Annotated in this window: 13 protein-coding genes and 1 pseudogene; 5 read left to right on the forward strand and 9 right to left on the reverse strand. The window is 40.2% G+C overall.

Going from position 1 to position 20,848, the window contains the following annotated elements:
• Both tnpA and HJP15_RS09440 read right to left on the reverse strand, forming a co-directional pair.
• A partial coding sequence (gene tnpA / locus HJP15_RS22415; protein WP_432651944.1) for an IS66 family insertion sequence element accessory protein TnpA occupies nt 1-106 on the reverse strand: 106 nt, incomplete at its 3' end.
• Nucleotides 107-154: 48 nt separating this feature from the next.
• Complete coding sequence (locus HJP15_RS09440) at nt 155-1,453, reverse strand: RHS repeat domain-containing protein (protein ID WP_349304617.1); 1,299 nt, start codon at nt 1,451-1,453, stop codon at nt 155-157.
• A 239-nt stretch (nt 1,454-1,692) separates the two neighbouring features.
• Between HJP15_RS09440 and HJP15_RS21895 the strand changes: the two are divergent.
• Nucleotides 1,693-1,875: pseudogene (locus tag HJP15_RS21895) on the forward strand (transposase); the annotation flags it as partial.
• A gap of 96 nt (nt 1,876-1,971) precedes the next feature.
• Here the strand turns inward: HJP15_RS21895 and HJP15_RS09445 are convergent.
• The 4 genes from HJP15_RS09445 to HJP15_RS09460 all read right to left on the reverse strand — a co-directional run bounded on the left by HJP15_RS09445 (nt 1,972) and on the right by HJP15_RS09460 (nt 11,662).
• Nucleotides 1,972-2,397: a hypothetical protein gene (locus tag HJP15_RS09445; RefSeq protein ID WP_170173604.1), complete on the reverse strand. Its 426-nt coding sequence runs from the start codon at nt 2,395-2,397 to the stop codon at nt 1,972-1,974.
• Nucleotides 2,394-9,464: a SpvB/TcaC N-terminal domain-containing protein gene (locus HJP15_RS09450; RefSeq protein WP_349304618.1), complete on the reverse strand. Its 7,071-nt coding sequence runs from the start codon at nt 9,462-9,464 to the stop codon at nt 2,394-2,396. Before HJP15_RS09450 ends, HJP15_RS09445 begins: the two co-directional genes overlap by 4 nt.
• Before the next feature lie 376 nt (nt 9,465-9,840).
• Nucleotides 9,841-10,125, reverse strand: a complete 285-nt coding sequence (locus HJP15_RS09455; RefSeq protein WP_170173606.1) for a hypothetical protein — start codon at nt 10,123-10,125, stop codon at nt 9,841-9,843.
• Entirely contained in the window at nt 10,112-11,662 is a 1,551-nt protein-coding gene (locus HJP15_RS09460) for an alpha/beta hydrolase (protein ID WP_170173607.1), read from the reverse strand. The genes HJP15_RS09455 and HJP15_RS09460 overlap by 14 nt, the downstream gene beginning before the upstream one ends.
• Nucleotides 11,663-11,798: 136 nt before the next feature.
• On the opposite strand from HJP15_RS09460, the gene HJP15_RS09465 reads away from it, so the two are divergent.
• Nucleotides 11,799-13,814, forward strand: coding sequence for a winged helix-turn-helix domain-containing protein (locus HJP15_RS09465; RefSeq protein ID WP_170173608.1), 2,016 nt, complete (start codon nt 11,799-11,801; stop codon nt 13,812-13,814).
• A gap of 268 nt (nt 13,815-14,082) precedes the next feature.
• Here HJP15_RS09465 and HJP15_RS09470 read toward each other — a convergent pair whose 3' ends face one another.
• From HJP15_RS09470 to exaC, 3 genes are all read right to left on the reverse strand, one after another.
• On the reverse strand, nt 14,083-14,280 hold the full coding sequence (locus HJP15_RS09470; protein WP_054205973.1) for a CPXCG motif-containing cysteine-rich protein: 198 nt from the start codon (nt 14,278-14,280) through the stop codon (nt 14,083-14,085).
• Nucleotides 14,281-14,343: 63 nt separating this feature from the next.
• Nucleotides 14,344-14,718: a VOC family protein gene (locus HJP15_RS09475; RefSeq protein ID WP_170173609.1), complete on the reverse strand. Its 375-nt coding sequence runs from the start codon at nt 14,716-14,718 to the stop codon at nt 14,344-14,346.
• Between the two features lie 156 nt (nt 14,719-14,874).
• Entirely contained in the window at nt 14,875-16,395 is a 1,521-nt protein-coding gene (gene exaC / locus HJP15_RS09480; RefSeq protein ID WP_054205971.1) for an acetaldehyde dehydrogenase ExaC, read from the reverse strand.
• Between the two features lie 174 nt (nt 16,396-16,569).
• On the opposite strand from exaC, the gene HJP15_RS09485 reads away from it, so the two are divergent.
• From HJP15_RS09485 to HJP15_RS09495, 3 genes are all read left to right on the forward strand, one after another.
• Nucleotides 16,570-17,490, forward strand: a complete 921-nt coding sequence (locus HJP15_RS09485) for an AraC family transcriptional regulator (RefSeq protein WP_170173610.1) — start codon at nt 16,570-16,572, stop codon at nt 17,488-17,490.
• 73 nt (nt 17,491-17,563) lie between these two features.
• Entirely contained in the window at nt 17,564-18,649 is a 1,086-nt protein-coding gene (locus HJP15_RS09490) for a methyl-accepting chemotaxis protein (protein ID WP_054205969.1), read from the forward strand.
• 342 nt (nt 18,650-18,991) lie between these two features.
• Entirely contained in the window at nt 18,992-20,374 is a 1,383-nt protein-coding gene (locus tag HJP15_RS09495; RefSeq protein WP_170173611.1) for a Na+/H+ antiporter NhaC family protein, read from the forward strand.
• Nucleotides 20,375-20,848 lie beyond the last annotated feature (474 nt).

Raw genomic sequence — 20,848 nt, forward strand, 5'->3', positions numbered from 1 at the left:
TTTTAGATAAGGCATGTTGCTGGCAAAACTCAGTAATAGTTAAATCGCTGGCTTGTTGTTCTTCGATAATGTTACGCCACTGCTCAAGGCTACGTGTTTTTCTCATGGCTATCTCCTAATTGAAATTAAGAAATAGCTTAATCGGTTTGATGAGCTATTGGCAGGTGCACTTTGCTAGACGCTTACCAAGCATGGATAGTGAACCCATGATCAATTCTTTGCTTGGAGTTACGTCTCCCTTCCTTAAATTAACAACTGTGGCGATCGCGGCAACTGCCATATCTGCATTCGACATAAAAGCCTCAGCAGCTTCCGCTCCTTCCACTTCACTTTCATCCATTGGGAATTGTATAGAAGACTCGATCTCATCGGTATCACCAAAACCCATTCCACCAGCCAACTCCTGAGCCTGACTATCTAAAAATGATTGACCCAATTGCTTAAAGAACCCAGAAGCCTTTTCCATAAAGCCACCAGAAGGACTTTGCTTACTAATATTGTTTTGAGCCCCGATATCCATCGAATTCATGCTTCCCACAACAGCTGCTTGCCCATTACTTGAGCCATTGTTAGTCATATGGATGTTGCCTTGGTTATCTTTTCCAACATAACCAACGGTGTCACCATCAGCATTTGTAATGGCTTGAGTTTCACCATTTTCTAAACCATCTGCACAACCTTTCATTGTATCATCAGTTGAACAGTAGCCAGTTGGATCTATTCCAGACAGCGGATTATTCATTATGTAAGAGTAAGGATTTATACTCTGGCTATTCGTTGGGCTTTGAATCAAAGGATCAACACTCATAAACCGACCAAGGTTATAATCGTACACCCGACCGTTCATATGAATGAGTTCTACATTATCTAAATGTTCGTGGTCAGTAAAGCCGCGATTGGTTTTTGCTGTGGCTTTGTCATTCAGTTTGGCTGGGTTTTTCAACCCGCCACTGGCTAAGCGTGGTTTACCAAATGGGTCGTAGTTTCGCTCTGCCTCTACTTGGCCGTTGTGGTCGGTAAATACCCGTGCGCTGCCTAGGCGGTCGCGGTGGGTATAGCGGATAGTTGCGCCCTCGTTCGTGGTTTGGCTTATAACAGCTATGTCGTCTATGTAGGCGCGCCAGGTGTTTTTTGTGCCGCTGACTTCTTCTTCATATAACTTGTCGCTGTAATACGTGGTTACACTGCCGTTCACTTGCTTAAAGCGCATGTGTTGTGGGCCGTAGGTAAAGTTAAGGGTTTTACCGTCTTTTTGAATTTGCGTGGGTTTGTCCATTGCGTTATAGGTGGCACTGGTTAGCCCATCACCTCGGGTCATGTTGCCTCGGGCGTCGTAACTAAAGGTTTTCCAGCCACCGCGATAAACACGCTTAACCGCATTCGGGCCACCTGTTGAACCTGTCGTGTAATCGTACTGGCTTGCGTAGTCTGATTTTGATAACAGATTACCCACGGCGTCGTAAACTTTAGGGTGGGCGTCCTTTTTATTTGGTTGAAAATATAAAAAATACAAACTTTAGGGTGGGTGTCCTTTTTATTTTTTATAAGATGTGGACGCTAAATCAATCAGCTTTTTTCTTGCGCGAGTCATAAAATATCAACCTTAGTTGAACTGTATGTAATAACAGTAGTTGATACTATGATTTTTGCAAAAAAACTTGTGCCTGTCCTTTCTCTTTTGTTTCTCTTTGTTATTGTTCGTGGCAACGAGGAACAAATGAACATATAAACGGTCTGATCAGGCGTTATTTCCCAAAGAAAACTGATTTTTCAACTATAACTAATGAACAACTCCAAGAGGTTGTAATGAAAATTAATACTCGCCCAAGGAAAATACTAAATTATCAGACAGTTGAAGAAGTCTTTATTAATTAGTGATTTAAGGTTTGGTGCACTTGGAACCTGAATTCGGGTTTCATTTCTTTTTCATTTTTAATTCCAGCTTAAATCAGTAAGATACTTATGACTTGATTATTTTAATTTCCCGCTATTCATCAAACTTATTTTATCTAACTGTTTTTCTATTACTATTTGTGTAATTTCATCATTATTATAATGCTCTATTAACTCATCTATAATAGACGGTTTATTTTTATATATAACTTTTACAGCTAATTGAGGGATAGGCTCTGCATATGGAGTATCAGTTCTATCACATAAAGGAAAAAGTAACCGTATATTAAATTCATACTTCTCACGCTCTAAAGCTCGTAATAATAATATTTTTATATAATCAGAGCCTATTCCAGCTCTGTCATCTAAAATATACTCAATATAATTAGATCTCACCTTAGAAGGTAAAAAATCTACGAACGTGCTGTATGTCTTTTGGTTTACATGGACAAAAAAACCTACTATTACTATAAGTAATGTAATTATTGTTATTTTCTTAATCACTTAAATTCACTCCTTAACATACCAACCTGATGTTTAGCACCTTGTAACTCATTATGTTTATCTGGGTTAAATTGACCATGAGTCTTAATAAACTGTCCAGACAATTTATATCTCTGCCGCAAGTTCCCTATTAATTGCCTAGCTGCACCAAATTGCCTTTTAGAAATTGGGTTTTCTGTATAATCCCCTAAAAATGCTATCCCTATATTCCCTTGATTATTACCTTTCACATGTGCCCCGGAATACTCAAGCGATCGACCTTCATAGATAGTGCCATCTTTAGAAATCATAAAATGATAACCAACATCTGCATTATTATAGGCTTGTGATAATTTAACCATATCTCCTGCTTGTCGCATTATGGTTATAATCCCCTCGTTAGCCCTATGCATGTCTTCTACTTTTTTTGGCGTATCCGCTCCACCTGTGTGATGGAGAGTTACTTTGTCATAAGGTTTTACATTCTCATCCAAATTTGTCTTATCTATTGGTAATGTGGAGTAACTAATTTTACTTTTAGTTTTATATTCATTTTCTTGTGCATATTGTTCTATATTATTGGAAATAGGATCGGATTTTGTATTATTTGCATTAGTTTGTTTCATGGATCCAATGTCCATCGTGGCTACCTTCCCACCACTGAATGTCGCTGAAAACGATTGTGTAGCCCCATTAGAGTAAGTTGCAGTTCCACTGGCACCTGTTACAACTTCTCGTTTTATCCTTGATCCAGTAACAGCGACCTTTTCAGTCTGTTCCGTGTACTCAACCTTTTCTAACTCAGGTTCTTCTGGTGAATAACCTGTTGGATCGATACCGGACAGCGGATTATTCATGATGTAAGAGTATGGGTTTAATCCTTGCGAACCCTCATGAACAAGTGGATCCACACTCATAAACCGACCAAGGTTATAATCGTACACCCGACCGTTCATATGAATTAACTCTACATCATCCAAGTGCTCGTGGTCGGTAAAACCTCTGCGTGTTTTGGCTTTATCCAGGTCATCTAGTTTTGAATCTCCATACGGTTTCAACCCGCCACTGGCTAAGCGTGGTTTACCGAATGGGTCGAAGTTTCGCTCTGCCTCTACTTGGCCGTTGTGGTCGGTAAATACCCGTGCGCTGCCTAGGCGGTCGCGGTGGGTGTAGCGGATGGTTGCACCTTCATTGGTGGTTTGGCTTATAACGGCGATGTCGTCTATGTAGGCGCGCCAGGTGGTTTTGGTGCCGCTGACTTCTTCTTCATATAACTTGTCGCTGTAATACGTGGTTACACTGCCGTTAACTTGCTTAAAGCGCATGTGTTGTGGGCCGTAGGTAAAGTTAAGGGTTTTACCGTCTTTTTGAATTTGCGTGGGTTTGTCCATCGCGTTATACGTGGCGCTGGTGAGGCCATCGCCACGGGTCATGTTGCCACGGGCGTCGTAACTAAAGGTGCGCCAGCTGCCGTTACGGTAAACCCGTTTAACCGCATTGGGGCCACCTGTAGAACCCGTCGTGTAATCGTACTGGCTTGCGTAGTCCGATTTTGATAACAAGTTACCCACGGCGTCGTAACTGTAGTTTATAGTGGCAATGCCATTGACTCCGTTACGAGTTAAACGGTGCAGTGCATCGTACGTGTAACTTTCGCTAAAGCTGTGTTGGCTGCCTATGTTACCCGTGGTGATGCTAACAGCTTTTAAATTACCAAAGCCATCATACACTGAGTAATCAATATTCATGATATTGCTACTATTGTTAGCAATGGTTTTTAACGTCATTTGGCCGTTTTTAAGGCTGTAGGCGGTGCTTTCACTTAAGCCGTTGCCGAGTGTGCCGTGGGTAATATTACCAAATGCATCGTGCTCGGTGATGGTTTTATACACATAACCACTGGCGGCATTGTTTACCTGTGTTTGATAGCCTGCGTCATTGTAACGGTATTCAAGGGTCAGGTTGTTAGGGTAACGCAGCCCTTTTACTCGCCCAAAATTGCTGTCGTAGAAGGTGGTGGTGGTGTAGCTTTTACCACTGCCTGCAATGGTTTGACTGCTTGGGCGTCCGCGACTGTCGTAAGTATAGTTTTGTGTAACATTATTACCTGTGGCTTGGTTTAATTGACCAAAGCCATAGGTTGCGCCGTCATACGCATAAGTTAAGGTGTTTTCGCCTGAGGCGGTGCGCCGTGTAACGCGGCCAAGCACATCCGTTACATAACTGACGGTTTTATTGCCCGCGCGCGATTCATGCTGTAACTCACCAAAGCCATTGTATTCGAAGTGAGTAACACCTTGGTTAGGGTCATTTACCTGTGTTTTTTGCCCAAGGGCATTGTAGGTGGCAACGATGTTATTTTCGTTAGCATCTTGAATAACAATCGGCAGCCCTTGTGCGTTATAGCTGTAACGAGTAACACCGTTATTGGCATCCACCGTTTGCATTAACTGTTTAAGGCTATTGTAGGTGCGCGACATGTCTAAGGTAATACCGTAGCAATCTTCATGAACGCTGATGTTCGTTGTAAGCCCAGCGTGGGTATACTCGGTGGTCATATCGCCGCAGTGTTGATTGGTCACTTTTGTAATCACACGCCCTAATACATCGTATGTATAAGTGCTGCCGTAACGCGTTGTGTGCTCTTTATACGGTACCGACTCAAATGTTTTTTCACCTAAACTGTTATAAGTTACATCGGTAAACACCCAGTCACCGTTGATACTTTGTACCGCCGTGCGCAGCGGTCGGCCGAGTGTGTCTTGGTAGATTTTTTGTAGCGGTTGCCCTGCGCCTGTTTTTAACACTTGCATAACCGCATGGGTAGGTGCTTGTGCGTCAGGTGCTTGTACTGCCGTGTATTGTATGGGCATACCCGGCGTTTGTAGGCTGTACGGGCGGTTATAATCATCATAAGTAAAATTGGTTATTTGATAACTGCTGCCACTGAGTTGTTGGCGTGTTTGCGTGACTTGCCCTGTGGCGGGGTTTACTTTTGTATAACTAATATGCCCTTTGGCATTGGTTTGCTGGTACGGGAAGTACCCATCGGCTGCCACACTGGTGCCATTTTTGCTGTAGTTGGTTGAGCTTGTTCGCGTTTGGTTAACCCAACTGTCGCTGCTATTGCGCACTTTGGTGGTTTGGCTTATAGATGTGGGCAAACCGTAATTATTATAAACAGTGGCTATTTCACTGCCATGACCAGACGATGAGCCTGCAAGTGTGGCGCTGGTTACTACGGTTTGTGGTTGCCTGCTTGCATGGTAATCACTGTAATTGGTGGTGACGCTCGTGGTTTGGTCAAGGTGTGTATTGGTTAGAGGGTCGTTTGCGTGGCGACCTGTAATACTTGCTTTAGTGTGTGTTTTGCTTGTGAGTTTGTTTAACCACCAATTATTTTCATTACTTTGGAAAGTATTTGATTGGGTGCTTGTGTACGTACCCCACTCATCTTCCACCTGTGTGGTTGACTCTTCAGCATTGCCGTATTCATCTATTGCGGTAATGTTTTTAGTGGTGCGGGTAAGCTCTGCCTTGGTGGCTAAATCGCGGGTGATTTGTGTGCTGGCACTGGGGTATATACTGTGCACACCCTCTATGTTGTGGTGAGGGTTAGCTTGCCACACCGTGTTTGAATAACTCAGCGCGTTGCTTTCGTGGGTGGCTGTACCCAGCAGCCCATCGCCTCGTGATACGTAATCATTACGGGTAAAGGTGGCTTGGCGAGTTAGTTTGCCTTGGTACGGAAAGACTTGTTCAAAATCAGTTTGCGTCACTAAACCACGGCTTACGTCTTCTTCAATGATGGATTTAAAGCCCATGAAGCCACGGCCAAATTGATTATATACAGCGCCAGCATAACTGTAAGTTCTTTCAATAGCTCCGTTTAAACCATTACTTTGTTGGAAGGAATTAACAACATACATGCTAGATGCAAAGTTAATATATCCTAGCTCTGATATAATTCTGTTCCTTAGCAAATCATATTCAACTTCACTACTGGATAATGGTCGTTGTCGCCATTGAGCCTCTTTACCTACACCATCGTTGGCCGTTAACATAAGGTCAACAGGGGCATAATCGCGACCACTAATTCCTGAACTAGCACCATAATTTCGATTTATAAAGACACCATATTGCTCTGTATTCCCAGAAAAAGTACCCGTTGCGTTGCCTTGGTGAGAAAAACCAAGCTCTGATGTGTGATTAAATATTAAGCTTCTTAGCCCCGTTCCGTATGCATCAACAAATGCAGAGTCATACGGATTACCAACCAGCTCCGTTTTACCTTTAGTTACACTCAACTTCCCGGAGCTGTCTTGCCTAAAATACAATGCATCAAACTGGTAAATGCTTTTATCAAGTGAGTAGCTATCAATTGGAATTAAAGAACTACGATCACCTGGAGTCGTTTCCCACTCACCGTATAACTGATCACCACAAAACCTAAGTCGTGCAAAAGAAGCACAACGCGTTAGTAGTCGCTCACCTGGCATTAATAATTCAGGTATTCCATCATAGTTAATATCTTCAATGAGAAACCCTCTTCCATATTTAGGGACTCTACGCGTTACCCATTCTCCAGCATTATAAAGTACCTTTTGCTCTACCGTTTCGATAAGGTTATTACTTAGAGTTTGTTTTGCTGCAAATTGTAATGCACCTTTATTCAGCCTATAAGTGAGTGAAATAATATTTTCATTATATTCCCACCCAAGCCAGTCGATTAATCCATCGCCATTTAAGTCAATAAACATGCTCAACTGAGGCTTAAGCGCTCCTAAAGTAACAACAAATGGTAAATCATGTTCGTTTTGGTAGTTGTCGTCTCCTAATAGTAACTTTCTAGGGCGTGGCTGTAATGTTGGGATAATATCTGTAGCCCCTGAACTAACATGCAGAATATCTATCGTGCCATCTCCGCTAATATCGCCCAATACGGTATAGTCGTCTAAAAGAACGGTCGTATATAAATCTCTAGCTTTACCTAACTCTAGATTGATACTAAATTCAGGACTAACGTATGGCCTACTATTATTCTTTTGATGTAAGTAGAGTGTGATCTTAGGAGCAGCACCTGCAATATAAAGTAATATATCTGGCCAACCATCATTATTAAAGTCTGCTATTTGACGTACGTGACTTTTTCTTAATTCAGGTTTTGAAGAAGGAGGCATTTTAATATTTGTCGAAATGAATCCCCCTTTAGACAAATCGAGCATTAAGACCTCGCTATTTATCGACCATTCATCTGTTATCCCATCTAAATCAATATCCCCTTGACTGCATTCATGCTTATGTGTAAACCTATTAAATTGACATGAATCTAGTATTATATTGTTATTTCTGAAATCCCCCTCCGCATTAACAAAGTAACCGGCCCAATCTCTTATGCCATCACCATTTAAATCTCCTCTTGGTAAAATTTTGCTTACTGACTTTTCATTAGGGTAAAGCATATTATTTTGCCCTCCCAAAGGTTCTAGTATTAATACTTCTTGGCTATTATTCCACGTGAAGGAAGTTGAAGGTAAACAAGAATTTTGACTGAAACATTGGGTAACTGTATCTAACAATTCTTTGCCAGATGAAACACTATTTTGGTAACTCAGCTCATAACCCCAAACACTGTTATTAGCATCAAAAACACTCACCATATTAAGTCGTTGTGTAACAACTGAGCGTCCCCCAAATAAAAAGCTTTCGTGTACTTTATTTTTTGGTTCATAAATAAATTGTACTTTTTGCTCTCCATTCTCATTTACCGAATTGCCTGTATAGGAAATCTGCTCAAGCAATAACTCTGCGGTTCCATATAAGGCATACTCATAATGAATATAATTATTTCCACTGGCATCATGTTGATATTCAATCAACCATGAGTAAGCAGCACTTTTGCCACCATGTACTAACCTCGATTCAGCCGTTTTACCCAAATAAGCAACGCGGCCATTTTTATATTCGGCTTTAAACCATGTTGATGATCCATTGAGCGAACCACTTTGCGTGACCCGCACAAAGCTGTCGATTTCAGTGCGATACTCTGTTCCAGAATTCCCGTATGTACCTGCTGTTGCGATTAAACGCTGGCCGTCTAAACACAAGCGGTCGTTACTATTGTATTGTGGGTTTTGGGTAAAGCCGTCTTGTGCATAAGTGGCAGCACAACGGGTAATACTTGAGCCAGCTGACAATGACCACCCAACACCGGCAATACTATTGCCACTGCGTGATGAATAATTGAGCGACACCTCAGGCTGCATGCCCGCACGCCCTGGCGGTAATTGAATGGGAATATGGTAGGTTGCCGCACCACCACTGACCCCCGCTTTCCCTGCAATTGTGCCAATGTTATCAACAGTGGGGGCTGCGACATTACTGAACGAGGGATGATCAGCAGGGGCATTGGTTGTTAGCTGAGCATAGTCACTATTATTGGCTGAAAAAGTATAATCTCTATACGCGACATCACTGGTTGACCAACCACTTTTTATCGCTTTAGCACATACGCGTTTACTTGTACTTATCGTAAATGCGCCCGTGTATTGACTAAAGCCGGATGTGCCGCATACAGTACCTTTATTGACTAATTTATAGTGGTGCGAGCCACCTTGCGATGAACTGATTGATATTGCAGTGCTTGCTGAAATGCTGGTACTACTGGGAGAAATAACCGGTTTGTTTAATTTACTTTGAGTAGGAGCTGCAATGAGTGGGCTCACTAAGTAACCACTGCTTTTATAGGTATACGGGGTGGTGAACGTATACACATTAACTACTTTAATTCTAAAGCGATAATTTTGTTTGCCCGTTAGTTCGAATCGATAATTATTATGTGTATTACTTGATGTAAGAACACGGTAAGCACCTGCGTTTTCAGACACCTCAACCGTAAATGTTTTAGAAGTATCACAACTGCCATTACACGGTAACGGAGTTACAAAACTGGATCGTGAATAAGTTAAAAGGCTAGCATAATACGATCCCCCTGCACCACTACCTTCGTTCCATGATATATTAATGCTACTGCCGTCACGGGCATAATTAAAATTGGTGGGCGTTTTCGGTGTCTCAAATATATCCACTCCACCTGGGAAGGGGAACCCACCAGCGAAGCTAACGGAACTGAAGATCAGTAAGTATAGATATAGAAGTGATGAAATTGTTCGTTTGTTAGCCCTATAAAACATATTTTTTCCTTAAAAAATGACAGGCGGATGTTATTACTTTTATTTAACATCTACAATCATCCCTTTGTATGGAAAAACACAATAAAACCACATTTTAGTAACAAGTCAACCACATTAATTTAGAAAAAAAAACAATCTTACAACCCTATTTTTACCTCAATTATATTCTCTGCTTTTTTGCAGTAAAAAAGTATGTGATAACTTTTAAACCCATTAGCAAGCATAAACCCTAGCCATCTGGCTAGGGTAATTAAAGCTAATTTTTGCTACATTATTGATTATGTAGATTAATTATCGCTTTTATAATTTCATCCGGGTGCTGAAATACAGCCATATGATCGCTGTTGTTCAATGGCACATATTGACCGCCTGATTGCTCACTGATCAAGTGACTCCACTGTGTTCCTTCTTGCTGCCATTTAATGAGGCCATCAACATACTCGGGCTCTGCGTTTGCAATATCATGCGACTCAAAGTCAGTATCTATGACTGTAATAGGCACTGAGGTGGCTATATCACTGTTGAGCACGCTGGCTAAGTCATCATGATAATTCATGATTTCTTTTGCCCGAGTTACTTGTTTTATCAATTTGTGCTCTGCCTTGACTAATGAGATCAAAATACGGCCAATTCATATCATTTTGATAATTGATAGGAATAAGTGCATTCATTTCTTCGCGTTCAGCGGCTAACTTACCCAATGTTCTTTCGGTCCAATTACCCTGCTGTATATGTTCAATAAGATCGCCCCCAACTTCTCTGTACCACGATACTGGCCAGTCTTGATATAGACTGATTGAATGAGACAATAAAATATCAGGATCAACCCAGAGCATGCCTTTAAGATTGGCTGACGCGTGTGAATCTGGAGACACTTGCCACAAATGAGCCAAAATATTTGCGCTTGCAAAGCTCACCACTATTAGCTCATCTTCGTTGAGTATATTAAGGGTTTTATCTAATGCAGACACAAACGATGCATATGATGGTTGATCTACATCACTGCTAAACCCATTACCAAAGCGCTCTATAACATGTACGCGATGCGTTTTTGCAATTAACGGCTGCAACAATGAAAACCATGCACTGTCACTATGAAAGTTTTTATTAAACCCTGAGAGTAAAATAATGGCAGGGCCGCTATGCTCTAGGCCCATACTGCGTACATGCACATCTTTACTTGGCTGCGAGCCAACACGGTATAAACTTGAGTGAATATCTAGCTTATTTAAGCTGACTGAATCAAAAAAACTGATCACTTCCTCAGTGGTATTAAAGCCAGTAAAACCCCAACTATGTCCTCCGCCTTCAATAGCCACTAACTGATTAATGTGTGTGTCATTTTTATATACATATTTGGTCGTTGCATTGGTTTTTTCAACTTCGACTGGCGATTCTATATCGTTTTCTTTAGCAATAAGTTCTATTGCATATTCACTGGCTATAAGCCCAAAATTTGAATGAGTTAGGCCATAATAGGGCAATGTTTTGTCATTTTTACCATGCACCATCATATAGTGTGTATTATTTTCAATGTAGCAGCTTTGTGATAATTGCACCGACATTGGCGATGCAATCGACGCTATCGCGTTAAACTGTAAGTCACTATTACACATTAAATTTTGTGCAAAAAGCCCCCCTTGAGAAAATCCAACAGCATAAAGTTCATCATCTATGATGTTGTATTTTGTTTTAACATCTGCAACAACCTCATCTACAAAACCTAAGTCATCAATTCCGAGTCGGTGCGGCTTATTGCAATCACACCCTTCATTCCATTCTTCAACCTTTGATTGCGGATAAACAACAATATAATTGTCTGATGCAGATTCAAGAGCCGACATACTACGCATGCTTTGTGCCCCTTGTCCGGAGCCATGAAAAGCCAATAGTAATTTATAGGCTTTTTTTGAGTCAAAGTTTTTAGCTGGCAGTGAAAGGTAATAACTTCGCCCATTTAAACTTATTTTATTTACATCGCTCTCTGGTGGCTTAGATACAGGAGAAGCCGATTTATTGTCGGTGCCATTACAACCTGATAATAGCCATGTTATAGCGACTATTTTTAATAAATAATATAGATAACTACGCATTTTTTTTACTCTTATTAAACATGGAAGCTTAGCAAATCATGTATTTACATCAGCTCACATAGTTCGAGCTTATGTTTTTGTTATGTTTGTGTTATGTTTTAAAATATAAAGTTATTTCAATATGATAGAGATTAGTATGACGGTACACATTGCGAGTGTAATGTTTGATGCAAACCAGCGAACATTGGTAAAGGGCACTCAAAGTCGCAATCTTGAACCTAAAGTATTTAACTTTTTAACAGCTTTATTGGCAGCTAATGGGCAAATTGTCAGTCGTGATCAACTCATAGAAAAAGTATGGAACAACCGTGTTGTAGGTGAAGGCGCAATAAACAGAACCGTGTCTTTATTACGTGGGCATTTTGCTGCATTAACCGATGAAAACATTATTGAAACAGTACCAACTCAAGGTTACCGGCTCATTGCTTGTCTTGAAGGTTTGAGCAAAGACCCTATTGAGCCCGTATTAAATGAAATTACCGCTACTGAAAATAAAAAAAGCACATGGTTTTTCATAAAAGTAAGCTGCGTTATTACCTTCATTTTACTCTTTTTAGTGGCGCTTATTAGTTATTTTATTAAACCAGATAGTTTTACTCATTCAAACACGCTATCACTTATTAGCGCCCCATTAATTGCACTCAACGGATCGGAGTATAAACTATCTACAACGGATTCTGGCCAACACATTCTATTTCATCACCTAGATGAAAATAATAACCAAGCAGTGTATTTATATGATACAAAAAAACATTCAAAAAAGAGAGTATTAACAGATTCACTCGCCACCATTAACGCCAAAGGAACGCAACTTGTTTATGCAACGAACATTGATAAACAGTGTTCGATTGCTATTTATTATGTCGCAACACAAAAGCAGCAGCCTTTATTTACCTGTGATGAAATACCAACATCATTAGTATGGGGAGAAAATAACACCTTTTACTTTACTAAGCGCTTTAGTAAATCGCATCCGTATCAGGTATTTAGCTATAACGTAAATACAGGCAGGTTAAAACAAATAACCAACCCCACCAGCAAAAATAACACCAAAGGTGATTTTAATTTTAATTACAACCGTCATACCAATCAGCTTGCCGTTCTTCGTTATATAAATGATAACCAATCTCATATTATTATCATCAACGATGATCATGTCTTAACAGAGCACACTGTTGATTTGCGAATAAATAACCTGCTATGGCACCCTAATAATAACGATTTAATTATTGCTGATAGTGCAAGCCTGTACACTCTAAAAACCGCTAACAGCCACTACTCATTACTTAAAAAATTAGACTTTAAAATTAACTCATTGGCTCTTTTGCAAAGTGATAATGGCCCTTCTCTATTGATCAGTAATCTCAACGCTGTAAGTGACATTGCAAAGTATAATATTAAACAAAAAACACACATTACATGGCAACAAAGCGCTCGAACAGAATTATTACCTCGAATGAAAGCTGACACACAACTTATTTTATCAACACGCTATAAAAGCCATCATTGGTGGAGAATAAAAGGTGACAACGCCCAACTAATTAATGTTGATTTACCGTTTGAATTACAGTTTGTTCGCTATGAGCTTTCAGATGATGGTAAGCGTGTGCTGTTTAGCAAGCATGGTGATATATATGAATTAAATATTGATGAAAACACGTATCAGCACGTTTTCACTGAATCAAAAAATAGCTATGTTGCCAATTACGATGCGAATAATAATGTTATTTACAGTGGCAACTCTTCTGGTAATTGGCAACTATGGCACTACCAAAGAAGTAGTGGCCAACACACGCAACTTACCGTAAATGGTGGTTACAGTGGCAGAATAATTGGTGAATACCTGTATTACTCTAAATTTACGGTCGATGGCTTATGGCGAAAAAAATTAGACCATCCAAATGAAGAGCTGATAATTAAAGACTTTAATCGTATTAATTGGTTAAATTGGCAAATCATCAATAACCAGCTGTATTTCTACAGACAAGAAACCGGTGTATGGGCATTTAATATTGACACACACATTGAACAATTGCTGTTGCCAAAAACGGATGATTTTATCCATCAATATACAATATCGCCTGATCAACAGTATATTTATTGGGTTCGGTTGAAGGCACTCCAAGGAGATATTTACCAGTATGCGTTTTAAATCCATTGTTTAAATTATCAAAGGCTGAGATAAAAAATATTTAAGCGCAATAGTAACCTTGGACCAAATTTAAAAAGAGATATGCCTGTACGCAATGTGGTTATTGGGAAGAATTCAGTGCTAAATAGTGTGAACGCTGCTTTCACACTTTTACCCATGAAGATAAATGGAAAATGCGCAACGCTTACCGCAAAAATCGCAACGAAAACTGGCACCACTCAGTATATTTAGCTGTGTTTTTTTTATTTATTATCGGGTGCCTAATCTTTTAATAGTTTTCGTCCTCACTAGACACTGTCACACTTAAATCTTCATCCATATTTTCAAAAACCAAAAAGTTAATGGGCTTACAACAAACCTGACAATCTTCAATATATTGCTGATCAACATCTGTTGGGTCGAGCAGCACATCAATACTCTCGCCACAATATGGGCATGCTATTGTTTGTTCAGTTAGTTGATTCATATTATCGCTCCAACGTAGATTAATACGCTCGTTTACTTTCGTATATGCGTAAAGGTTACGCTTTTATAGAGTCTCCCATGGCGAGCAAATATCAATTAGACAACCATTAGGATCTTCAATTAAAAAGCGACGCTGCCCGTAAAATTCATTATGAGGCGCTTGCAAAATAGGTATCTTCATACTCAGCGCTTTTTCATAAGTGCTATCAACATCTGCCACAACAAAAGTAACGTACATACCCGTTGGCGACTGTTGGAACTTTTTTGGCACTAAGGAGTGATCCTTTTGAATAATACCATATTCAATTGAATGATCGTCTGGCGAGCAAAGTTGTACATACCAATCACTCTCATATTTAACAATAAAACCAAGTAATTCTACATAGAAGTTTTTACTTTCTGGTAAATTATCTGAGCATATATTCGTTAAAATTTTCATTCCATCTCCTTAGTAAGCGGCACAACTTCGGTGCAATTAACTCATTCCAAAATCACTTTTGAACCTTTAATGAGTATTTAACCTTAAGTACTTTAATATAGCAAAAAGCGCAGCTAAGAGCCGCGCTTTACTTAATTAGTTGTTCTTATGCTCTTTTTAAAAAAAGCCAAGCGGATCTTCGCTGTAACTTACTAACAAGTTTTTAGTTTGTTGGTAATGATCAAGCGCGAGTTTGTGGGTTTCGCGGCCGATGCCTGACTTTTTATAGCCGCCAAAAGCAGCGTGAGCTGGGTACATGTGATAACAGTTAGTCCATACGCGCCCTGCCTCTATCTTACGGCCAAAGTGATAGGCACGGTTCATGTTGCGGCTCCACACCCCTGCGCCTAAACCAAACTCTGAGCTATTGGCTAACTCCAGCGCTTCAGCTTCATCTTTAAAGGTCGACATTGAAATAACTGGGCCAAAAATTTCTTCTTGAAATACCCGCATATCGTTAGTGCCTTTAAGCAAGGTTGGCTGAATATAGTAGCCACCGTTTAACTCGTCACTTAATTGCTCAATATTGCCACCGGTGAGTACTTCTGCGCCTTCTTTTTTACCAATTTCGATATAGCTAAGGATTTTATCAAACTGTGCTTTTGAAGCTTGTGCACCCACCATGGTTTCGCTATCAAGTGGATTACCCCGTTTGATTTGCAAAGTACGCGCCAGAATACGTTCAATAAATTGCTCGTAAATATCTTCTTGAATAAACAAACGCGATGGGCAAGTACACACTTCACCTTGGTTGAAGTACGCAAGTACCGCGCCTTCTATTGCTTTACTTAAGAATGAATCATCTTTTTCCATGACGTCATTAAAAAATATGTTCGGTGATTTACCACCAAGTTCAACAGATGATGGAATGATATTATCAGCTGCGCATTTTAAGATATGCGAACCAACTGGAGTTGAGCCCGTAAAGGCAATTTTAGCTATACGGGTGCTCGTCGCCAGTGCTTCGCCGGCTTCTTTACCAAAGCCGTTAACAACGTTTAGAACGCCTGCAGGTAGTAAATCGCCGATAAGTTCCATTAACACTAAAATTGAAGCCGGTGTTTGCTCTGCCGGCTTTAAAATCACACAGTTACCCGCCGCAAGCGCTGGCGCTAACTTCCACGCAGCCATTAAAATAGGGAAGTTCCACGGAATAATTTGCCCAACCACACCTAGAGGTTCATGAAAGTGATAAGCGACTGTGGTCTCGTCAATCTCACCAATACTGCCTTCTTGTGCGCGAATACAGCCTGCAAAATAACGAAAGTGATCAGCTGCTAATGGAATATCTGCTGCGAGTGTTTCACGAATCGCTTTGCCGTTATCCCATGTTTCGGCCACGGCCAGTAACTCAAGGTTTTGCTCTATCCGATCAGCTATTTTTAATAGTATGTTACTGCGTATAGTCACTGAGGTTGTTCCCCACGACGCTTTTGCTGCGTGTGCTTTATCAAGAGCCAATTCAATATCGGCTTTATCTGAGCGTGGAATTTGGCAAAACACTTTACCATTTACAGGGCTTATATTATCAAAGTATTGGCCGTTTACAGGCTCAACCCATTGTCCGCCAATGTAGTTACCGTATTGAGGTTTAAAATTAATGAGTGCGCCATCAGCACCGGGGTTTGCATAAATCATTGTGTGATTCCTGTTCAAATTGTTGAGTTTGACTTAACCTGGGTTAATTAACGTCCAGCGAGTAGTTGTTGTTTATTTATCCGCCACCTGTTGACATTAGCCTATAAGAAGCTTAAAAACTTGATTAGCTGTCCAAAAAACATGTCTGTGCGTCCATTGTTTAAAGGAGATAAAATGACTGCATCACTACCAACGAGCAACCTCACGAGAAAACGCCAAGCAGTTGATGTGCTTATTGAAAATAAAGTCACCTTTGCAGCAGAAAATGCCGAACTCAGTATTTACGATACCTACCAAGATGCACAGAAAGTTGCCCTACACTCAAGTGAACTACTGTTTTGCGGGATGATTAGTGGTAAAAAAGTGATGCATGTTGCTGATAGTGACTACCATAAAGAATTTTTACCTCAACAATCATTTGTACTCGCCCCCGAGCAAGGTGTATTAATTGATTTTCCACAGGCATCAATGCAGCAGCCCACGACTTGTTTAGCTATTGAAATAAGCTGCGATAAAATTAGCCAAGTGGCTGATGCACTAAATATGCAACAACAAATAAGCAATGATGACTTTTTTCAGTACATACCTAACCTAGTGCACGCACAGCACAATCAACAAACTCAACAATTACTGGAGCGTATGATTGGTCTATTCAGTGAAAACGAGCAAGATCGTCATTACTTAATTAATTTATCCGTCAATGAATTAATCACCCGCCTGCTACAGCAACAAAGCCGTGATTTATTACTCGCTAATTGCCAACATGCTGCTCCATGTCCATTAACTGATGTACTGTATTTTATGAAAGAGCACCTTAATCAAACACTCGATATTGATACGATCTGTAAAATAGCGTGCATGAGCCGTAGTAAGTTTTATCAACAATTCAAACTGGCCTTTGGGCAAAGCCCTGCTGCATATCAACAACAACTTAGATTAAAAAAAGCGCGTCAACTTCTGCTATCAGGGCAACAAATAAGCAAAATTTGCTATGATATTGGTTTTACGAACCCCAGCCATTTTAGCCGTTTATTTAAGCAATATTTTGGCGTTTCACCAAAGAATTTGCTATTAAATAACAACGGCTTTGCCTAATTCAGCAAAGCCGTTTAGAATCCAGATTAGTTAACTTTAAATTCTCTTTTAATAAAAAAGACAGGAAAGCTGCATGTTCGTCTCGAGTAAAACGTATTTATCAATAAAAAATCAAAATGATGCGCTAGTAAAGGAGATCGAAACATTAAAAGCGAAAAACAAAACCCTCTTTGATGAAAAGCAGCATTTACAAACACAGCTTAATGATCAAAGAAAAAACGACATACAAGTATTTCAAGAAAGCTTACTTACAAGCTCTATTGATTGTATCACTCAAATTGAAGGAGTTCGTCAAACCGTTTTAGAGTCGTATTTAACCATTGATGAAGAAAGTAAAGTTAGCTACCAAATCAATGAACTACTTGATAACTCAAATGTTTCACTTAAGCATATTGTTCATGAAATGGAAATTATGGCAAAAAAAATGGGAAGTATGACCGAAAACATTTCAGGCCTTTCAAGTATGGCTGATAGCATAAATACGTTTGTAGTTACCATTTCGAAAATTTCGGATCAAACAAATCTACTAGCTTTAAATGCAGCAATTGAAGCTGCACGTGCAGGTGAAGCTGGTAGAGGCTTTAGTGTGGTTGCTGATGAAGTTAGAACACTTGCCACTAATACAAATCAATCTGCACAGGAAGTGTCTGAACTGGTTAAAGAAATTATTGCCAAAACAGGTGAAACCGTAGAGTCAGTTTCAGATATTCAACAAAATAATGCCCAGCTTTCTACCAATTTCGATTCTTTAAATAACGATTACAGTGCAATTATCAGTCACTGCACCAAAATGAAAGACACTATTACGAGTGCTGCAACGCGCTCATTTATTCAAACCGTTAAGCTAGACCATATAGTTTGGAAAGGCGATGTTTATGCTGTTGCAAACGGTACTAGTAAAAAATCAATCGACGACTTTACAGATCACACAATGTGCCGCTTAGGAAAATGGTATAACTCTGAACAAGCTCAGAACTTCAAAAAACTTAATGCTTTTAAACAACTTGAAGAGCCACACCGCGAGGTACACCGTAATGGTGTTGAAGCGTTAGTACTAATACATAACGGTGAAAGAAGTAAAGCAATCAAACATATAAATAAAATGGAAGCTGCTAGTGAGCGCGTGATGAATTTGCTTGATGAGCTTGATAACCATTAACTCTGTTGCTCTATAAATTACGCATTTAACCTGCGATCGAATAAAACTAAATATGTACGCATGAGCGTTAAATATTTAAAAGTACGGCATAACTATAATATTTTTTAGTTGACTAAAACCTTATTCAAGCTTATTTTCTCGCTGATGTTTTTATCGGCACAACAATAGCGGTGCACCCTCTGCACCGTCTGGCGATAAGCCAACGCACTTCACTGTATTTATAAGTGACATTTGCGTGCAAAAGCAGTGACTTGGAATATAAGCCTTTGAGCTAACATTCTTTGTTTTTGTTAAGTCACTTGGGCCAATCACTCAAGTACTTTTTATTTTGTGAATACTTAAATGCTTGAACCTTCTGCGCTAAGTCTTGTGCCGCCCATTGTGGTGGTGATATTGGCGATCATTTTACGCCGTCCTATTTTATCTCTACTTATGGGTTCCTTAGTTGGCCTTGCCATGCTTGATCCTGTTGCTATGTTAAGTAATTTTGCGGCTGCGTCTTTAAAAGTGATGGTCGATGAAACCATTGGCTGGCTTATTTTAGTGTGTGGTGGCTTTGGTGCGTTAATCGCATTATTGGTGCGTACTGGTGGCGCAGCCGCATTTGGCAGCTTTGCACTGCGTTTTTGTAAAGGCCCGCGTTCATCATTAATGATGACTTTTATCCTCGGTATCGTGATTTTTATCGACGATTACCTCAATGCACTTACCGTGGGTGAAACCATGAAGCGCATTACCGATAAATTTAAAATCAGCCGTGAAATGCTCGCTTATGTGGTTGACTCTACCGCTGCGCCAATTTGTGTACTCGTACCTTTATCTACCTGGGCGGTCTTTTTTGGTGGCTTGTTGGTTGATAACAATATTGCTAGTGAAGGCCAAGGGATTGCTGTGTATATGCAAGCCATTCCTTACATGCTGTATGCCTGGTTTGCGGTATTGCTAGTGCCCTTAGTCGTGCTGGGTGTTATTCCATTATTTGGGCCGATGAAAAAAGCACAGCAATTAGCCATGCAAGAGCAGTCACAAGTAGACCCGGCACAATATAACGAAGTACAAACTGCTGACGAATACGCAGTTAAAGCAGTAGAAGAAAGCTTTGAAAGCGCAGATAACCACGGCAAACTGTACAACTTTTTACTGCCTATTTTTTTGCTCGTTGCCTTTACTGTGTATTTCGATATTGACGTATACAAAGGGCTATTAGCTACATTTGCAGTGACAATCCCTATTTATATGCTGCAAAAATTAATGCCCTTTGCTGAAATGATCGAAAAAATGCTTGATGGTTTTAAAAGCATGATCCCAGCAATTGCCACTGTAATTGCCGCGTTTATTTTTAAAGACGTGTGCGATAAACTATTGCTACCGCAGTTTGTTATTGACTCACTCAGCCCATTTATGACCGCAGGCTATTTACCTGCGGTGGTGTTTTTAGCGATGGCAGTACTGGCGTTTGCTACTGGCTCAAGCTGGGGTATTTTTGCAGTCACTATTCCGATTGTAATGCCGTTAGCTGTCGCGGTTGACGCGAATATTCCGCTGGTAATTGGTGCGCTGCTATCAGCATCATCATTTGGTAGCCAAGCCTGTTTTTACTCAGACTCAACAGTCCTTGCGGCACAAGGCTCAGGCTGTAACTTAATTAGCCATGCGGTTACACAATTACCCTATACGTTCATCGCAGCAGCGTGTGCTTTTATCGGGTTTTTAGTGATAGCCTAAGTAACCAAAACTCGGGATAATAAATCTATCTCCAGTGGCTATTTTCAACGCTAACTACGTTGAATTTACTTGAAATAGGCATTCGACGCGTAAATTCGCCTTGTTATCCCTGAAAATCTCCGATTGGAGAGTTGAGTGAATTTTTATATTATTAAATCAATACGTTAGTAGATACTTAACCCGAGTTCAGGTAAGTATCTGCTAATAAAAAATCGATTACAGGTTTAGGGCCTGTTTATCTTTTGAGGTTGAACATGCGCTGCCCAAAGGGTTCTTCCTAGGGGCGATTAACTCTTTGTTACCTACACGGATGTAGGTAAGGGGCGTTAGCAGGACGCGGAAGCTTTGCTCGATTTTTACTTAGCCCATCGATTCCAAACCTCGCGCCGCGATTAAATCGCCCCTAGATTGAACAAATTTTAATCCTGAAAGGTCAACAGCCCCTAATGTAATCGATTTTACATACACTCAAAA

The organism is Pseudoalteromonas sp. NEC-BIFX-2020_002 (genome assembly GCF_013002825.1).
GTDB lineage: Bacteria > Pseudomonadota > Gammaproteobacteria > Enterobacterales > Alteromonadaceae > Pseudoalteromonas > Pseudoalteromonas neustonica.

What these genes read in the sequence shown, in the direction of transcription:
- HJP15_RS09475 (WP_170173609.1), bottom strand. Translation starts at nt 14,718, where the DNA reads ATGAAAATTTTAACGAATATATGCTCAGATAATTTACCAGAAAGTAAA.
- HJP15_RS09495 (WP_170173611.1), top strand. Translation starts at nt 18,992, where the DNA reads ATGCTTGAACCTTCTGCGCTAAGTCTTGTGCCGCCCATTGTGGTGGTG.
- HJP15_RS09485 (WP_170173610.1), top strand. Translation starts at nt 16,570, where the DNA reads ATGACTGCATCACTACCAACGAGCAACCTCACGAGAAAACGCCAAGCA.
- HJP15_RS09455 (WP_170173606.1), bottom strand. Translation starts at nt 10,125, where the DNA reads ATGAATTATCATGATGACTTAGCCAGCGTGCTCAACAGTGATATAGCC.
- HJP15_RS09460 (WP_170173607.1), bottom strand. Translation starts at nt 11,662, where the DNA reads ATGCGTAGTTATCTATATTATTTATTAAAAATAGTCGCTATAACATGG.
- HJP15_RS09490 (WP_054205969.1), top strand. Translation starts at nt 17,564, where the DNA reads ATGTTCGTCTCGAGTAAAACGTATTTATCAATAAAAAATCAAAATGAT.
- HJP15_RS09470 (WP_054205973.1), bottom strand. Translation starts at nt 14,280, where the DNA reads ATGAATCAACTAACTGAACAAACAATAGCATGCCCATATTGTGGCGAG.
- exaC (WP_054205971.1), bottom strand. Translation starts at nt 16,395, where the DNA reads ATGATTTATGCAAACCCCGGTGCTGATGGCGCACTCATTAATTTTAAA.
- HJP15_RS09465 (WP_170173608.1), top strand. Translation starts at nt 11,799, where the DNA reads ATGACGGTACACATTGCGAGTGTAATGTTTGATGCAAACCAGCGAACA.